The sequence below is a fragment of the Stenotrophomonas sp. KH_029 genome, from assembly GCF_057839765.1.
In genome coordinates this window covers 1,779,817-1,796,410 of record NZ_CM174498.1, presented here as the reverse complement: position 1 = coordinate 1,796,410, position 16,594 = coordinate 1,779,817, and the positions used below count along the sequence as shown (strand labels likewise).

Genomic DNA, 16,594 nt, shown 5'->3' with positions numbered 1-16,594 from the left:
ATGGACCGGATGAAAGGCCGCGCAGTCGAGTCCGGGGCGTCAATCAACCTGCATCGGAGCATGACCATGAGCACGGCTGGATCCCGAAAGGACTAGGCCTGCAGATTGCAAAGACATTCCAAGCCTGTCAAACAATTTCCTGGTCAGCCAACCGGCGAACTCCCACATCACGCCTTTGAAAGGCGGTGCGGAAACAGGTTCTGCACGATGAAGTCCACGAACACCCTGAGCTTGGGCGACAGGTATCGGCTGGAAGGCCACAGTATCCGGAACGTGGTGCGGTCCTGGTTGTAGTCGTCCAGCACAGTGATCAGTTGGCCTTCGTCCAGTTGACGGCGCACGGCGATGTCAGGGATGCAGGCAATACCGAGACCTTGTTCGGCAAAGCATATCTGCGGATCCAGGGAGTTGGTCACCATGCTGCCTGACAGATCCATGGCGAGCGGACGTCCGTCCCTGCTCAACGGCCATACGTCGGTTTTGCCGGTGCTGGGATACCGATACAGCAGGCAGGCGTGGTCGGCCAGGTCTTCAGGTCGCTGTGGCACTCCCGTGCGCTGGAAATAGTCCGGAGCGCCGACGATGACTCTCCGGTAAGCGCCAAGTACCCGCGCCATCAACCGGGAGTCGCCGGGTTCACCGGTACGGATCACCGCATCGAAACCCTCTTCGATCACATCGACCAACCGATCCGAGCAGTCGATGTCCAGCGCGACATCGGGATAGCACCGTTGGAAGTCCGCCAGCGTGGGCATGAACAAGGCGCCTACCGATGGCACGCTGATGCGCAGCTTGCCCTGCGGAGCGCGTTGCGTTTGCAGCAGCTCGGCCTCGGCCGACTCGACCTCGGAAAGGATGCGGCGGCAGCGCTCCAGAAACAACGCACCTTCCGGGGTCGGGCTGATGGTGCGCGTAGAGCGGTGGAACATACGAACCCCCAGGCCTTCCTCCAACCGCGCGATGGCCTTGCTGACCGCCGATGCGGAGATCCCCAACTGCTGCCCGGCCGCAGTGAAGCTGCGGCAGTCGCATGCGCGCACGAATACATCAAGAGAACCAAGGCTTTCCATTTGTGGCCCATCCATTAATGACATTTATGTCACATATCTTGTTCACTGTAGCCCATTTTTCTTTTATGTGTCTCCCGACACCATGCGCACTGATGCTCCGCAAGCTCCAGAACGACTTCGATTTAAGGAACCTGGTTTATGAATCACACAACAGCGCCTGTTCTACCCAAGAGCACCGAACACTTGCCCTTGGGTGGCCTGCTCGCCTTGGCAATGGCAGCCTTCATCACCCTGCTGACCGAAATCATGCCGGCCGGATTGCTTTCTTCCATCGCGCAAGGCTTGAACGTATCTGAAAGCCTCGCCGGTCAGTTCATTACTGCCTATGCGGTGGGCGCGCTGGTCGCCGCCATTCCAGTGACCAGCCTCACCCAAGGCCTGCGGCGGCGTCCGTTGCTCTTGACTGCAATTTTTGGCTTTGCCGCAGTCAACCTGGTCACTGCATTGTCCGACAGCTATGGCGTCTCGCTGGTGGCACGCTTTTTCGCCGGCGTCTTCGGCGGCATCGTCTGGTCGCTGCTGGCCGGCTATGCGGTGCGCATGTCGCCGTCGCATCTCAGTGGCCGGGCGATTGCGATATCCGGCGCCGGCGCAACCATCGCGTTGGTGCTCGGCGTACCGCTCGGGGCATTGCTTGGCCGCGCGATCGGCTGGCAAGGCGCGTTCGGGTTGATGAGCGCCCTGGCACTCGTCCTGATGGCGTGGGTCGTTGCCGTCGTCCCCGACTTCCCTGGCCAGACCCGGGCACAGCGCCAACCTCTCTCCAGCGTATTTCTGAAAACCGGTATCCGCGCCGTACTGTTCGTTGTGTTCACCTTCGTTGTCGCCCACAACATTCTCTACATCTATATCGAGCCCTTCCTCGAGCCTTCCGGCCTGTCAGCGAACGTGGATATTGTCCTGTTCGTCTTCGGTCTGGGTTCGATCATCGGCCTGTGGTTCGTCGGTGCCATGGTCGATCGCCGGCTGCAGCTTCTTGCCCTGGCCAGCATCATGATCTTTGCCGTCGCGTCCCTGCTGCTGGGTCTTTGGGGCGACCTTGCGCAGATGGTCTACCCGTCGGTGGCGATTTGGGGCCTTGCTGTCGGCGGCTTTGCCACGATCACTCAAACGGCCCTGTCCCGCTTTGCCGGCGAGTCGGTGGACGTGGCGCAATCCATGTACACCACGGGCTGGAACACCGCGGTGGCCAGCGGCGGCGTTGTTGGCGGAATCCTGCTTGACCGGTCAGGCGTGGCGTCCTTCGCCTGGATCGTCATCGGCATTCTTGCCGTCTCGTTGCTGGGCGTCGTCTTCGCCATGAACAGAGCCTTGGCGGCCAGGAACTGAGGGGATGTGCGGGCCCCGCCGGCCAGGCCGGGCGCATGGGCCCGCGCGCCTTGCCGATTCCACGGTCGCTCCATCGGCTCCACGAAGCCCAGGGCCAAACCATCCGATCCTGGATCACTACCGTGGTCGCGTGAGCCGCGTTGCGCGGCCACACCGCAGCCTGCCGGCCAGCTGACGCCTGGAAAGCGCGTGAAACGCGCTTTCCATGGGGGAGACATCTATCGTCAAAGACCGTTTTGGCCTCGATAGCCGACGTGGGGGTCTTCGTCGGACCTCCCGTTCCTGCCATCGGTTCTACCGCCAACCGGTTCTGCCGGCCGGCGGTAGTCACCGAAGGAGGTCAACTCACTCCCACTCAATCGTCGCCGGCGGCTTGCCCGAGATGTCATACACCACCCGCGACACCCCGCGCAGCTCATTGATGATCCGGTTGCTCACCGTGCCCAGGAACTCATACGGCAGGTGCGCCCAATGCGCCGTCATGAAATCGATGGTCTCCACCGCGCGCAGCGCGATCACCCACTCATACGCGCGTGCGTCGCCGACCACGCCCACCGACTTCACCGGCAGGAACACCGCGAAGGCCTGGCTGGTCTTGTCGTACAGGTCGGCCTTGCGCAGTTCTTCGATGAAAATCGCGTCGGCCTTGGCCAGCAGCTCGGCGTATTCGCGCTTCACTTCGCCCAGGATGCGCACGCCCAGGCCCGGGCCGGGGAACGGGTGGCGGTAAACCATGCTGCGCGGCAGGCCGAGTTCGACGCCGAGGCGGCGCACTTCGTCCTTGAACAGTTCGCGCAGCGGCTCGACCAGGCCCAGCTTCATGTGCTCGGGCAGGCCGCCAACGTTGTGGTGGCTCTTGATCACGTGGGCCTTGCCGGTCTTGCTGCCGGCCGACTCGATCACGTCGGGGTAGATGGTGCCCTGCGCCAGCCACTTGGCGTTGCTCAGCTTGTTGGATTCTTCATCGAAGATGTCCACGAACAGGTTGCCGATGATCTTGCGCTTGGCTTCCGGGTCGCTGACGCCTTCGAGCTTGGCGAAGTAGCGGTCGGCGGCATTGACGCGGATCACCTTGACGCCCATGTGCTCGGCGAACATCGCCATCACCTGGTCGCCTTCCTGCCAGCGCAGCAGGCCGGTGTCGACGAACACGCAGGTGAGCTTGTCGCCGATCGCCTTGTGCAGCAGCGCGGCCACCACGGACGAATCGACGCCGCCGGACAGGCCCAGGATCACTTCGTCCTCGCCAACCAGTTCGCGCACGCGGGCGATCTGGTCGTCGATGATGTTGGCCGCCGTCCACAGGGTGCCGCAGCCGCACACGTCGACCACGAAGCGGCGCAGCAGCGCCTGGCCCTGCAGGGTGTGGGTCACTTCCGGGTGGAACTGCACGCCGTACCAGCGCTTTTCTTCGTTGGCCATCGCCGCGACCGGGATGCGGTCGGTGGTGGCGGTGACGGTGAAGCCCGGCGGGGCCACCGAGACGTGGTCGCCATGGCTCATCCACACGTTCAGGCGCGGCTCGCCGGCGTGGTCGCTCAGGCCCTTGAACAGCGCATCGGGGGCGACGACGTTGACTTCGGCATGGCCGAATTCGCGCTGGTCGGCAGCTTCCGTGGCGCCACCGAGCTGGGCGGCCAGGGTCTGCATGCCGTAGCAGATGCCGAAGATCGGCAGGCCGCTGTCGAACACTTCCTGCGGGGCGGCCGGCGCGCCGGGCAGCGTGGTCGATTCGGGGCCGCCGGACAGGATGATGCCCTTGGCGCCGAACGCGGCGATCTCGGCCGGGTTGTGGTCCCAGGCCCAGATTTCGCAGTACACGCCGATCTCGCGGATGCGGCGGGCGATCAGCTGGGTGTACTGCGCGCCGAAATCGAGGATGAGGATCTTGTCGTTATGGATGTTGGTCATGGTGCCCGGGCAATGCTGGAGTGAATACGGGGAACACAGAAACGATTGCGGCGGCCGATAGAGAAAGAGGAACGGGAATCTGCTTCCTCGTTCCTCTTTGCTCGTGCCACGTCAGGCGCGGTAGTTCGGCGGCTCTTTGGTGATCTGCACGTCGTGGACGTGGCTCTCACGCTGGCCGGCGCCGCTGATCTTGACGAACTTGGGCTTGGTGCGCATGTCTTCGACGGTGCCGCAGCCCACATAGCCCATGGTGGCGCGCAGGCCGCCCATCAGCTGGTGGATGATGCCGCCGACCGGGCCGCGGTACGGCACGCGGCCTTCGATGCCTTCGGGCACCAGCTTGTCGGCGCTGGAGGCGTCCTGGAAGTAGCGGTCCTTGGACCCCTTTTCCATCGCGGCCAGCGAGCCCATGCCGCGGTAGCTCTTGTACGAACGGCCCTGGAACAGCTCGGTTTCGCCGGGCGACTCCTCGGTACCGGCGAGCAGGCCACCGATCATGATGGTGGAGGCACCGGCGGCCAGCGCCTTGCCGATGTCGCCCGAATAACGGATGCCACCGTCGGCGATCAGCGGGATGCGGTCCTGCAGGGCTTCGGCGACCAGGTCGATGGCGGTGATCTGCGGCACGCCGACGCCGGCGACGACGCGGGTGGTGCAGATCGAGCCCGGGCCGATGCCGACCTTGACCGCGTCGGCGCCGCTGTCCAGCAGCGCCAGTGCGGCTTCGCCGGTGCAGATGTTGCCACCGACCACCTGCACCTGCGGGAAGTGCTTCTTGACCCAGCTGACGCGGTCCAGCACGCCCTGCGAATGGCCATGCGCGGTGTCCACCACCAGCACGTCCACCCCGGCGGCGACCAGCGCCTCGACCCGGCGGTCGGTATCGCCACCGACGCCGACCGCGGCGCCGACCAGCAGGCGGGTGGCGGTGTCCTTGGCGGCGTTGGGGTAGTCGGTGTTCTTCTGGATGTCCTTGACGGTGATCAGGCCGCGCAGGGCGAACTCGTCGTTGACCACCAGGATCTTTTCGATGCGGTTGCGGTGCAGCAGCTGCAGCACTTCTTCCGATGCGGCGCCTTCCTTGACCGTGATCAGGCGATCCTTCTTGGTCATGATGTGGCGGACCGGATCGTCCAGCTCGGTTTCAAAGCGCATGTCGCGGTGGGTGACGATGCCCACCAGCTGGCCGCCGCCGTCCACCACCGGCACCCCAGAGATGTTGCGCGCCTGGGTCAGGGCCAGCACGTCGCGGATGGTGGTTTCCGGGCCGACCGTGATCGGGTCGCGGATGACGCCGGCCTCGAACTTCTTGACCCGGGCCACTTCGGCGGCCTGCTGCTCCACGCTGAGGTTCTTGTGGATGATGCCCATGCCACCGAGCTGGGCCATGGCGATGGCCAGGCGTGCTTCGGTGACCGTGTCCATGGCCGCGGAGAGGATCGGAAGCTTCAGCCGCAGGTCGCGGGTCAGCCGGGTTTCCAGGCTGACATCCTTGGGCAGGATCAGGGAGTGTGCGGGGACGAGCGAGACGTCGTCGTAGGTGAGAGCTTCAGCCTGGATGCGCAGCATCGGCATACCCGAGATGTGGGGAAGCGCGACATTTTACCCTGATTCGGGCCCGATGGGCAGGGGGCTGGTGCGACGCTGTGTCGCGCCAGGGGCGATGCATTCATCTGCCCTGCGGTAGGTGCCGACCGTTGGTCGGCACGGGCGCGCGCGCCGCATGGGCATCGGGGCAATGTGCCGACCAACGGTCGGCACCTACCGTCAGACCGACGCTTCTGCGGCTTCGATGGTGTTCTGCATCAGGGTCGCCACGGTCATCGGCCCTACCCCGCCCGGGACCGGGGTGATCCAGCTGGCGCGGACGGCGGCGGCATCGAAGCCGACGTCGCCGACCAGGCGGCCGTCGTCGAGGCGGTTGATACCCACATCGATCACCACCGCGCCGGGCTTGACCCATTCCCCCGGGACGATGCCCGGGCGGCCCACGGCCACCACCAGGATGTCGGCATTGCGCACCGACTGCTCCAGCACGTCCTTGGGGGTGAATTTGTGGCAGCTGGTCACGGTGCAGCCGGCGATCAGCAGCTCCAGCCCCATCGGCCGGCCCACATGGTTGCTGACCCCGACGATGGTGGCGTTGCGGCCGCGCACCGGCTGGTCGGTATGGCCCAGCAGGGTCACGATGCCGCGCGGGGTGCACGGGCGCAGGCCGAACTCGCGCAGGGCCAGGTGGCCGACGTTTTCCGGGTGGAAGCCGTCCACGTCCTTGCGCGGGTCGATGCGGTGGATCAGCCGGCTGGCGTCGGGGATGCCCGGCAGCGGCAGCTGCACCAGGATGCCGTGGATCCTGGGATCGGCATTGAGCTGGTCGATCAGGGCCAGCAACTGGGCTTCGCTGGTGCCGGCCGGCAGGTCGTAGTCGAACGCTTCGATGCCGACCTTCTCGGCCGCACGGCGCTTGTTGCGCACATAGACGCTCGACGCCGGGTCGCCGCCCACCAGCACCACCGCCAGCCCGGGCCGGGCGCCACCGGCGGCCAGGCGGGCATCCACGCGCACCTTCAGGCTGTCCAGCAGGTCTTCGGCGATGCGGCGCCCGTCCAGGATGCGGGCGGTAGCGGCGGGTGCGGGGGTCGGTGAGGTCATCGAGGGCGGCAGGCGTGGGGCGGCGGGGAGGCTATTGTCCCCGATTCAGGCCGCCCCGCCCACCGTCGCATGGACCGGCAGGTTGCCGGCCAACGGCCGGATCATTCTTCCTCTTCGGGAATCTCGTCGGCGTTGAGCGTGCGCGCCTTGCGCCGGGGCGCGGTGAACGGGGTGGGCGTGGGCACGCCTGGCAGCGCGGTGCCGAACACCATGTGCGCGCCGGCGCGCAGGCTGCCGCCGGCCATTTCCAGTTCGAACCGCTCGGCGTCGCGTTCGCGGATCTGGTCGGCGATTTCGCGCGCATCGTCCGGGTCGGCGCCCAGCTCGGTCAGCGCGGCCTGGCCGAACAGCAGCGCCGATTCGAAGGTTTCGCGCACCTGGTAGTCGACCCCGGCGTGGATCAGCCGCAGCGAGTGTTCGCGGTCGAACGAGCGCACCAGCAGCTTGGCCTGCGGGAATTGGTGGGCGACCAGCTCGACGATGCGGTCGGCGTCCTGGGCGTTGTTCACGCACACCGCCACCGCACGTGCGCTGGCTGCGCCGGAGGCGTGCAGCACGTCCAGCCGGGTGCCGTCGCCGTAGTAGATCTTGAAGCCGAAGCGTTCGGCGTTGTGGATCATGTCCACGTCGTTGTCGATGATGGTCACGTCCACGTCGCGCGCCAGCAGCGACTGGCTGGCGACCTGGCCGAAACGGCCGAAGCCGATCAGCAGCACGCTGCCGGACAGGCCGTCGGCCGCTTCGACGCCTTCCAGCGAGACTTCGCGGTCGGGCATCAGCTTGTCGTGCAGCAGCACGAACAACGGGGTCAGCGCCATCGACAGCACCACGATCGCGGTCAGGTTGGCATTGACCTCGATCCCGATCACGCCGGCCGCGGCCGCCGCGGAGAACAGCACGAAGGCGAATTCGCCGCCCTGCGCCATCACCACGCCGCGGTCCAGCGCCTGGCGGTGGTCGCTGCCCATGATCCGCGCCACGCCGTAGATGCACACCGCCTTGGCCAGCATCAGCGCGAACACGCCGGACACGATCAACGGCCAGTTGTTGGCCACCACGGTCAGGTCCAGCGCCATGCCCACGCTGAGGAAGAACAGGCCCAGCAGGATGCCGCGGAACGGCTCGATGTCCGCTTCGATCTGGTGGCGGAAGGTGGATTCGCTGAGCAGCACGCCGGCCAGGAACGCGCCCATCGCCATCGACAGCCCGCCCAGCTGCATCAGCAGCGCCGCGCCCAGCACCACCAGCAGGGCGGCGGCGGTCATCACCTCGCGCGCCTTGGCTGCGGCAAGGATGCGGAACAGTGGATTGAGCAGGAAGCGCCCGACCAGCACCAGCCCGACGATGGCGCCGGCGGCGATGCCGATGCTCACCCAACGCGAGCTGTCGCCGGCGTCGGCCTGTACCGGCGCCATGAACGCCACCACCGCCAGCAGCGGCACGATCAGCAGGTCTTCGAACAGCAGGATCGAGACGATCTTCTGCCCCGACGGCAGGGCGATGTCGCCGCGTTCGGCCAGCAGCTGCATCACCACCGCGGTGGAGGTCAGCACGAAACCGAACGCACCGATGAAGGCCACGTTGACCGGGAAGCCGAACAGCATGCACACCCCGGTGAGCACCGCGCCGCAGACCACGATCTGCAGCGTGCCCAGCCCGAAGATCTCGTTGCGCAGGCTCCACAGGTGCGAGGGCCGCATTTCCAGCCCGATCACGAACAGGAACATCACCACGCCCAGTTCGGCGGTATGCAGGATGGCCTGCGGGTCGGAGAACCAGCCAAAGCCGAACGGGCCGATCGCCAGCCCGGCGGCGAAATAGCCCAGCACCGAGCCCAGCCCGAGCCGGCGGAACAGCGGCACCATCACCACCGCCGCGCCCAGCAGCGCCACGACTTTCACCAGCTCACTGGCACCTGCTTCGACCGCCATGCGGTTGTTCCCTGGACTGCGTATAGAGGGTTAACGATAGGGCAAAGCGATGGACGGCAATAGCATCCATGTTGCGTTTTATCGTACTGAATGCAGAACGATCGTTGTCCAGGCGGCCGCATCGTCCCGGAATCACGGCCGTTGCGAGACCGAAGCCTCTACCGCCCGGGGTAGATCCACGCCATGCGTGGATGCCCTGAATGGCTGGCGTCATCGTGGATCGCCGCGAACGGCAACGGCATCCACGCATGGCGTGGATCTACGCGCGCCCGAGCCATCATGACCCTCAGGCGCCGCAGAACGTCGCGTAATCGATATAGCCTGGGAAGGCCCGGCCGGGGGCGCACAGCGGGCAGGCAGGGTCCGGGGCCAGCCGGGTCTGGCGAAAGCGCATGCCCAGCGCATCGAAGCTGAGCAGGCGGCCGACCAGCGGCTCGCCGATGCCCAGCAGCAGCTTGAGCACTTCGGTGGCCTGCAGCAGGCCGACCATGCCCGGCAACACCCCCAGCACCCCGGCCTGCGCGCAGTTGGGCGCGAACTCGGCCGGCGGCGGCTCGGGGAACAGGCAGCGGTAGCACGGTGCCACGCCGCGCTGGCGGCCGGCGTCGAACACGCTGACCTGGCCGCTGAAACGCTCGACCGCGCCATACACCAGCGGGATGCGGTGCTGGATGCAGGCATCGTTGAGCAGGTAGCGCAGCGGGAAGTTGTCCGAACCGTCCAGCACCACGTCCACGCCCTCCAGCAGCGCGTCGATGTTGTGCGAGGTCGCCCGCACCTGCAACGCCTCCACATCCAGCCCCGGGTTCAAGGCCAGCAGCCGCGCGCGCGCCGACAGCACCTTGGGCTGGCCGACGCTGGCATCGGTATGCAGGATCTGCCGGTGCAGGTTGCTGCGCTCCACCACGTCGTCGTCGGCAATGCGCAGGTGCCCTACCCCGGCCGCGGCCAGGTAGAAGCCGGCCGGCGCGCCCAGCCCGCCGGCGCCCAGCACCAGCACGCGCGAGGCCAGCAGGCGCTTCTGACCCTCGACACCGACCTGCGGCAGCAACAGATGGCGCGAGTAACGCGCGTTGAAATCGCGCTCGGCATCGCTCTGCAGCGGCTGCACCAGTGGCAGCCCGGCCGCGCGCCAGGCGGTGGTGCCGCCATGGACCGAGGCGATCCGGGTGTAGCCCAGCCCGGCCAGAAAAGCCGCCGCCTCCATCGAACGCCTGCCGCTCTGGCAGATCAGGACGATCTCCCGGTCCGCGGCCGGCAGGTGCGTGGCGGGCGCGGCCTGCAGATCGCCCGTGGCGATGCCGAGCGCGCCTTCGGCCATGCCGGTGGCACGCTCGTGCGCCTCGCGCACGTCGATCAGCAGCGCGCCATGGGTGAGGCGGGCGCGGGCCTGGGCGGGGGTGAGTTCGGAGATCGTGCGCATGCGGGGATTATCGCGCACGCGCGCGTCGGCCGTGGGTTTGTCGGGGTTGCCGGCCAGCGGCCGGCACTACCCATGAAAAGAGCCGGCTTTCGCCGGCTCTTCTGTGGATCATCTGCCCTTGACGTGCTTGATCAGGCGCCGCTTGCGCTTGATCTGGCGTTCGGTCAGCACGTTCTTCTTGCCCTCGTACGGGTTCACGCCCTCGCGGAAGATGAACTGCACCGGCGTGCCCACCAGCTTGAAACGCTTGCGGAAGAAGTTCTCCAGATAGCGTTTGTACGACTCCGGCAGATCCTTCAGGCGCGTGCCGTGCACGATGAACGTCGGCGGGTTGGAACCACCCGGATGCACATAGCGCAGCTTGGACACATGGCCACGAATGGCCGGCGGCGGGTTGGTCTCATAGGCCACTTCCAGCGCCTTGTTGACCTCGCTGGTGCTGAACTCGTGCGTGGCCGAGGCATGCGCGGCGTGGATGCAGCGGAACAGCTCGCGCAGGCCCGAGCCGTGCTTGGCCGAGATCCGCACCACTTCGGCCCACGGCACAAAGCCCAGCTTGCGCGACACCAGGGCTTCGGCCTGCTCGCGCTGGTAGTCGGTCAACCCGTCCCACTTGTTGATCGCCACCACCAACGCACGCCCGGCGTCGAGCACCGCGCCCAGCACGCTGGCGTCCTGGTCGGTCACGCCCTCGGCCGCGTCCAGCATCAGCACCGCCACCTGGCACTGCTCGATCGCCTGCAGCGTCTTGATCACGCTGAACTTCTCGACCACTTCCTCCACGCGCGCCTTGCGACGCAGGCCGGCGGTGTCGATCAGGCGGTACTCGCGGCCGTCGCGCTCCATGTCCACCGCGATCGAGTCGCGGGTGGTACCGGGCACTTCGGAGGCGATCATGCGCTCCTCGCCCAGCAGCAGGTTGACCAGGGTCGACTTGCCCACGTTGGGGCGGCCGACGAAAGCAATGCGCACCCGGCCCGGATCGGTATCCAGGGTTTCGGTGGCGCCTTCCTCGGGCAGCCGCTCGACCACTTCATCGAGCAGGTCGTCCAGACCCTGGCGGTGCGCGGCCGACACGGTCAGCATTTCGCCGAAGCCGTAGCGGGCGAACTCCGAACGCACGGTATCTTCGTTCATGCCGTCGATCTTGTTGATCAGCAGCAGGGTCGGACGCGCCAGCTTGCGCAGCCAGGACAGGATCTCGTCGTCCATCGGGCCCTCACGGGCATCGACCACGAACAGGATCAGGTCCGCCTCGGCGGCGGCGGCGCGGGCCTGGCGCGCGGTTGCGCCGGCCAGGCCTTCTTCTTCACCGGCGATGCCGCCGGTATCGACCACCAGGAATGGGTGGTCCTCATTAAGACGACAAACACCGTAATTACGGTCCCGGGTCACGCCGGGCTGGTCATGGACCAGCGCGTCGCGCGTACGGGTAAACGCATTAAACAGCGTGGACTTGCCGACATTCGGCCGTCCAACCAGGGCGACCAAGGGCAGCATCGCGGTAACTCCTTATTGTGCCAACCGGAACGCGGTCAGCTTTCCATCAACGTTCTGCACCAGCAGAATCCCATCGGCGGACACCGGCTGCGCCAGCAGGGCGTCGCCGCCACTCTTGGCGCGAGCCGCGAACTCGCCATTGTCGGTCCGCAACCAGTGCAGATACCCCTTGTAGTCACCGACCACGATGTAGTCGCCGTGCACCACCGGACCGGTCAGCGAGCGCCGGGCCAGGCCGGTCTGCGACCACATGGCAGAGCCACTGGTTTTGTCCAGGCCGAACACGCCGCCCTTGTTGTCGGTGACGAACACATTGCCCGAGGTCAGGGCCACGCCACCGGCGCCGCCATGATCGCGCGACCACAGCGGGCGGCCGGTCGGGCCTTCGATCGCCATGGTCTGGTTCTTGAAGCTGCTGACAAACAGCGTATTGCCTTCCAGCACCGGCGCGCCGTCCACGTCGGACATGCGCTCCAGTTCGGTACGGCCTTCGCCGTTGGCGACCATCTGGTCCCACACGGTGCGGCCGTCGGTCATCGCCAGCGCCGACACCGAGCCGTCATCGTTGCCGATGAACAGCACGCCCGGGCCGGTGACCACGGCGGCATTGCCGCGCACGGTCAGCGCCGGCAGTTCGCGCGGGTTGAACCAGCGCTGGGTGCCGTTGCTGACGTCGAAGGCGGTGACGCGGCCATCGTTGCTGCGTACGAACACCATACCCTGGCCAATGGCCGGGGCCGAAATCACTTCACCGCTGACCTTGGCGCGCCACTTCTCGCTGCCGTCGTTGGCGTCCAGCGCGATCACCTGGCCGTCCAGGGTGCCGATCACCACCAAGCCTTCGCCGACGCCGGGGCCACCGGACAGGCGCAGCTTGGGCTGCTTCTTGACCTTGGCCGGCTCGTAGGTCCAGACCTTCTTGCCGGTCTGCAGGTCGATCGCATGCACGCCACCGTAAATGGCCGCCGCGTAGACACGGCCATCGGCCACCACCGGGCCCTGGCGCACGCCGATGCGCTTTTCGCCCTTGCCGACGTTGACGCTCCAGAGCCTGTCGACCTTGGCGGTCGGCTCGAACTTGACCAGCTCGGCCGGTTCCAGCGCCTTCTTGGCGGCGGCGTCCTTGCCGGCGAACCAGCCCTTGACGGTGCTGCAGCCGGACAACGCCACGCCCAGCACAACCAGGGTGGCAACACGCTTGATCATGACCATCTGCTTCATTACACCGACTCCGCAGGATCGGTGACGGTGCCACCGGCATCCGTCAACTTGGTTTCCAGCAGGCGCCGCTGCGGCGCTGCCACGTCCAGCGTCTTGAGCGCCTTCTCATACTGCCCGCGGGCGGCGTCACGCTTGCCCTGCGCCATCAACGCGTCGCCATGGATCTCCAGGCTGGCGCTGTCGGTGGCACTGGCAAGTGCCTTGATTGCTTCGTCGGCCTTGCCGGTGGCCACCAGCAGGCGCGCGATGCGCTGCTCGATCACCGGCTGGAACTCCGGGTCGGCCTTGATCGCGCGCAGGGTTGCCAGCGCGTCCTCGTTCTTGCCGGCCTCGACCTGGGCCTTGGCCAGCTGCAACGCGGCCAGGTCCGAATAGATGTTGGCCTTGCCCGCGTCGAGCGCCTTGACGCCCTTGGCGGCCTGCTCCAGGTCCTTGTCCTGCAGGTGCTTGAGCACCGCCTGGTACTGGACATTGGCGCCGGCCAGCGAGTTGCTGGCTTCCTTCTGCCACCACTGCCAACCGGCGATGCCGCCGATGGCGATCGCCACGCCGGCAAGGATGCTGACACCATTCTTCCGCAGCCAGCTGCGGACGCGTTCACTTTGTTCGTGCTCGTCGAGCAGGTCGTCGATCGCCATGCGTACTCTCGCCCCGTCCGTAAGGAGGAGCTATTTGAATTGGATTGGGAAACGCGGCTCAGTGCGGAACTGGGGCCACGGAGCCGTCAGAGGATACCGTAAAGCGCGCCACGTTGGCTCGCTGGTACGGCGAAAGGTCGACGATAGTGCCGGCCTGCTGAACCTCGACCGCCGAGGCGTTGCCCAGCACCATCCGGCCGACCTGGCCCGGGCTGAAGCTGCGCGTTTCGCCGGATCGGATCAACGCCTTCTCGACGGTACTGCCGTCCGGTGCGGCGATATCGACCCAGCTGTCGCCCTTGAACTGCAGTTCCATCGCGCCGGCAGGCGCCGGTGCGGTGGTGGCCGGGCGCGGCACCGGTGTCAACGAGGCAAGGTAAGGCGCCGACGGCTCGGCGGTGATCGCGGCCACCGGTGCGGCCTCCGGGGTTGCCGCCGGGGCCTGGCCACCGGCCACCGGCATGGCGGCCGGGATCACATCCAGCGAGGCGGTATTGGGGCTGTCGGCGCTGCTGTCGAAATGGCCGCGGGTGGCGAACCAGACCGGGACCGCCAGCACGGCGGTGATGCCCACATACAGCACCCGGCGGCCGAGGCTTTCGGCAATCCGGCGCGCACGCGGGGTATGGGTATGGCTGACCAGCTGCGGCGGCACCACCGGCCCGATCTGGGCCTGGTCGAGCACATCGCCCAGGTCGACCTTGAGCAGGCGCGCATAACTGCGCAGCTGGCCGCGCACGAACACCGGCGCGCCCAGGCGCTCCCACTGTTCTGCTTCCAGCGATTTCACCACCTGCACCGGCATGTGCAACTGCTGCCCGACTGCCTCGAGCGTCAGGCCTGCGGCCTGGCGCGCCTGGGCAAGCCGGGCGCCGCATCCGGTCGCGGCCTCAAAAGCGTTCACCGTCTGGTCATCAATCACAATGCTTCAACCCCGGGGATTAGGAGCCGCATCCTGCGGAAATTCGTCATGAATTCGCTGCAAATAGCGACTGGATGCGGCCTTGTCACCAAGCTGCGCCTCGATATCAGAGGCAAGTTGTAACACGGAACGTGTGGCCGGCGCAGCCGCAAGACGCCGTTGCGAGAAGGCCCGGGCCTCGAAATAGCGGCCCTGGGCGTACTCGCTGCGCGCCATCGACTCCAGCGCATAGGCATTGACCGGGTCCATTTCCAGGGCCGCGCGCAGGTCGCGCCGGGCCCGCTCGGGCTGGCCGGCCTCCAGCGCACAGCCACCGGCATTGGCCAGCGCCGACCCCAGCGTGGCATAGCCGGGCGCGGTCAGGGCGCGGTCGAACCAGGCCAGCGACTCGGCGGCGCGGCCATGCGTGCACAGCCAGGCGCCATAGTTGTTGAGCACATCGCCCTGCCCCGGCGCCAGTTCGGCGGCCTTGCGGTACAGGGTGCCGGCTTCGGCGTCGGCGCCACGCTGGCCGGCCAGGGTGGCCAGCAGCAGGTAGGCCTCCGGGCGGGCACCGTCCATCTTCAGGGCGGCGCGCGCGTTCTTTTCGGCCGTGTCCAGCCGGCCGGCGCGGTAGGCCGCCGAGGCCAGGGTCATCTGGTCCTGGTAGCCGACCCGGCGACGGGTGGCCGGGTCGTCGCGCACCTCATAGGTCGGCGCGACCTCCAGGGGGCCCGACGGGGGTTTTACGCCTGGGTTGCCGCAGCCGGCCAATGCCAGCGCGCAGAACACAGCGGCTGGCAGGCGGCAATCAGGCAGCGGCATCCCGGCTTTTCCCGTCCTGCAGCGTTTTGTTGAACTCGGCCTGGCGGCGCGTGCGGTCCATCACCTGGCCCTTGAGCTGGCCACAGGCCGCGTCGATGTCGTCGCCGCGGGTGCGGCGCACCATGGTCAGTACCTGCGCATCGAGCAGGATCTTCTGGAACGCGCGGATCTCGGTGTCGCCGGACCGCTCGTAGCGGGTGCCCGGGAACGGGTTGAACGGAATCAGGTTGACCTTGCCCGAGTGCGAGGCCTGCACGGCGTTGTCGAACTGGCGCATCAGCCGCGCCAGCTGGCGGGCATGTTCGGGCTGGTCGTTGATGCCCTTCATCAGGGTGTATTCGAAGGTGACCGATTCGCGGCGCTTGTTGGCGCGCAGGTAGCGCGCGCACGAAGCCATCAGCTCGACGATCGGGTACTTCTTGTTGAGCGGCACCAGGGTTTCGCGCAGCGCATCGTTGGGCGCGTGCAGCGACACCGCCAGCGACACGTCGCTCTCGGTGGACAGGCGGTCGATCTGCGGCACCAGGCCGGAGGTGGACAGCGTCACCCGCTTGTTGGCCAGGCCGTAGCCCAGGTCGTCGCGCATCACGCTCATGGCGCGCACGACGTTGTCGAAATTCATCAACGGCTCGCCCATGCCCATCATCACCACGTTGGTGAGACGACGCTGCTTGTGCGGGATGTTGCCCAGGTGGCGCGCGGCGACCCACACCTGGCCGATGATCTCGGCAGTGGAGAGGTTGCGGTTGAAGCCCTGGGTGGCGGTCGAACAGAACGTGCAGTTCAGCGCGCAGCCGACCTGCGAGGACACGCACAGCGTGCCGCGGTTCTTGTCCGGGATGTAGACCGCTTCGATGGCGTTCTTGCCATCGGTGCCCATCGCCAGCAACCACTTGTGGGTGCCATCGGCGGAGGGCTTGTCGAACACGATGTTGGGGACCAGCACCTGCGCATGCTGCTTGAGCTTGGCGCGCAGCGCCTTGCCCAGGTCGGTCATCTCATCGAAATCGGTGACGTAGTGATGGTGGATCCACTTCATCACCTGGTGGGCGCGGTAGCGCGCTTCGCCGAGTGTCTCGGCGAAGAAGCGCTCCAAACCCTCGCGATCGAGGTCGAGCAGGTTCTGCTTGGCCACCGGCGCGCCCGGGACGAGCACGACGGGGATGGCGGTTGGCTGTACGACCTCGTTCACG

At 66.8% G+C, this 16,594-nt stretch carries 13 protein-coding genes; 1 reads left to right on the top strand and 12 read right to left on the bottom strand.

Going from position 1 to position 16,594, the window contains the following annotated elements:
• Positions 1–167: 167 nt before the first annotated feature.
• The gene (locus AC3ITM_RS08320) at positions 168–1,070 is read right to left on the bottom strand and encodes a LysR family transcriptional regulator (RefSeq protein WP_489269741.1); all 903 of its coding nucleotides are present in this window, start codon (positions 1,068–1,070) and stop codon (positions 168–170) included.
• Positions 1,071–1,208: 138 nt separating this feature from the next.
• Between AC3ITM_RS08320 and AC3ITM_RS08315 the strand changes: the two genes are divergently transcribed.
• The gene (locus AC3ITM_RS08315; RefSeq protein WP_489269740.1) at positions 1,209–2,399 is read left to right on the top strand and encodes an MFS transporter; all 1,191 of its coding nucleotides are present in this window, start codon (positions 1,209–1,211) and stop codon (positions 2,397–2,399) included.
• 345 nt (positions 2,400–2,744) lie between these two features.
• Here AC3ITM_RS08315 and guaA read toward each other — a convergent pair whose 3' ends face one another.
• From guaA to rlmN, 11 genes are all read right to left on the bottom strand, one after another.
• On the bottom strand, positions 2,745–4,310 hold the full coding sequence (guaA, locus tag AC3ITM_RS08310) for a glutamine-hydrolyzing GMP synthase (protein ID WP_228885136.1): 1,566 nt from the start codon (positions 4,308–4,310) through the stop codon (positions 2,745–2,747).
• Positions 4,311–4,421: 111 nt separating this feature from the next.
• Positions 4,422–5,879, bottom strand: coding sequence for an IMP dehydrogenase (gene guaB, locus AC3ITM_RS08305; protein WP_228885138.1), 1,458 nt, complete (start codon positions 5,877–5,879; stop codon positions 4,422–4,424).
• A gap of 198 nt (positions 5,880–6,077) precedes the next feature.
• Positions 6,078–6,962 (bottom strand): bifunctional methylenetetrahydrofolate dehydrogenase/methenyltetrahydrofolate cyclohydrolase FolD, encoded by an 885-nt coding sequence (gene folD, locus AC3ITM_RS08300; protein ID WP_489269739.1) that lies wholly within the window; start codon positions 6,960–6,962, stop codon positions 6,078–6,080.
• 101 nt (positions 6,963–7,063) lie between these two features.
• The gene (locus AC3ITM_RS08295; protein WP_228885142.1) at positions 7,064–8,893 is read right to left on the bottom strand and encodes a monovalent cation:proton antiporter-2 (CPA2) family protein; all 1,830 of its coding nucleotides are present in this window, start codon (positions 8,891–8,893) and stop codon (positions 7,064–7,066) included.
• A 286-nt stretch (positions 8,894–9,179) separates the two neighbouring features.
• Positions 9,180–10,316, bottom strand: a complete 1,137-nt coding sequence (gene moeB, locus AC3ITM_RS08290; RefSeq protein ID WP_489269738.1) for a molybdopterin-synthase adenylyltransferase MoeB — start codon at positions 10,314–10,316, stop codon at positions 9,180–9,182.
• A 108-nt stretch (positions 10,317–10,424) separates the two neighbouring features.
• Positions 10,425–11,816, bottom strand: a complete 1,392-nt coding sequence (der, locus tag AC3ITM_RS08285) for a ribosome biogenesis GTPase Der (protein WP_489269737.1) — start codon at positions 11,814–11,816, stop codon at positions 10,425–10,427.
• A gap of 12 nt (positions 11,817–11,828) precedes the next feature.
• Complete coding sequence (gene bamB, locus AC3ITM_RS08280; protein ID WP_228885148.1) at positions 11,829–13,037, bottom strand: outer membrane protein assembly factor BamB; 1,209 nt, start codon at positions 13,035–13,037, stop codon at positions 11,829–11,831.
• Complete coding sequence (locus AC3ITM_RS08275; RefSeq protein ID WP_489269736.1) at positions 13,037–13,675, bottom strand: YfgM family protein; 639 nt, start codon at positions 13,673–13,675, stop codon at positions 13,037–13,039. Before AC3ITM_RS08275 ends, bamB begins: the two co-directional genes overlap by 1 nt.
• Before the next feature lie 58 nt (positions 13,676–13,733).
• Positions 13,734–14,597: a helix-turn-helix domain-containing protein gene (locus AC3ITM_RS08270; protein ID WP_489269735.1), complete on the bottom strand. Its 864-nt coding sequence runs from the start codon at positions 14,595–14,597 to the stop codon at positions 13,734–13,736.
• A 6-nt stretch (positions 14,598–14,603) separates the two neighbouring features.
• Positions 14,604–15,401, bottom strand: coding sequence for a tetratricopeptide repeat protein (locus AC3ITM_RS08265; RefSeq protein WP_489269734.1), 798 nt, complete (start codon positions 15,399–15,401; stop codon positions 14,604–14,606).
• On the bottom strand, positions 15,388–16,593 hold the full coding sequence (gene rlmN / locus AC3ITM_RS08260) for a dual-specificity RNA methyltransferase RlmN (protein WP_228885153.1): 1,206 nt from the start codon (positions 16,591–16,593) through the stop codon (positions 15,388–15,390). Before rlmN ends, AC3ITM_RS08265 begins: the two co-directional genes overlap by 14 nt.
• Between the last annotated feature and the right edge of the window lies 1 nt (position 16,594).

What these genes read in the sequence shown, in the direction of transcription:
- AC3ITM_RS08320 (WP_489269741.1), bottom strand. Translation starts at nt 1,070, where the DNA reads ATGGAAAGCCTTGGTTCTCTTGATGTATTCGTGCGCGCATGCGACTGC.
- AC3ITM_RS08315 (WP_489269740.1), top strand. Translation starts at nt 1,209, where the DNA reads ATGAATCACACAACAGCGCCTGTTCTACCCAAGAGCACCGAACACTTG.
- guaA (WP_228885136.1), bottom strand. Translation starts at nt 4,310, where the DNA reads ATGACCAACATCCATAACGACAAGATCCTCATCCTCGATTTCGGCGCG.
- guaB (WP_228885138.1), bottom strand. Translation starts at nt 5,879, where the DNA reads ATGCTGCGCATCCAGGCTGAAGCTCTCACCTACGACGACGTCTCGCTC.
- folD (WP_489269739.1), bottom strand. Translation starts at nt 6,962, where the DNA reads ATGACCTCACCGACCCCCGCACCCGCCGCTACCGCCCGCATCCTGGAC.
- AC3ITM_RS08295 (WP_228885142.1), bottom strand. Translation starts at nt 8,893, where the DNA reads ATGGCGGTCGAAGCAGGTGCCAGTGAGCTGGTGAAAGTCGTGGCGCTG.
- moeB (WP_489269738.1), bottom strand. Translation starts at nt 10,316, where the DNA reads ATGCGCACGATCTCCGAACTCACCCCCGCCCAGGCCCGCGCCCGCCTC.
- der (WP_489269737.1), bottom strand. Translation starts at nt 11,816, where the DNA reads ATGCTGCCCTTGGTCGCCCTGGTTGGACGGCCGAATGTCGGCAAGTCC.
- bamB (WP_228885148.1), bottom strand. Translation starts at nt 13,037, where the DNA reads ATGAAGCAGATGGTCATGATCAAGCGTGTTGCCACCCTGGTTGTGCTG.
- AC3ITM_RS08275 (WP_489269736.1), bottom strand. Translation starts at nt 13,675, where the DNA reads ATGGCGATCGACGACCTGCTCGACGAGCACGAACAAAGTGAACGCGTC.
- AC3ITM_RS08265 (WP_489269734.1), bottom strand. Translation starts at nt 15,401, where the DNA reads ATGCCGCTGCCTGATTGCCGCCTGCCAGCCGCTGTGTTCTGCGCGCTG.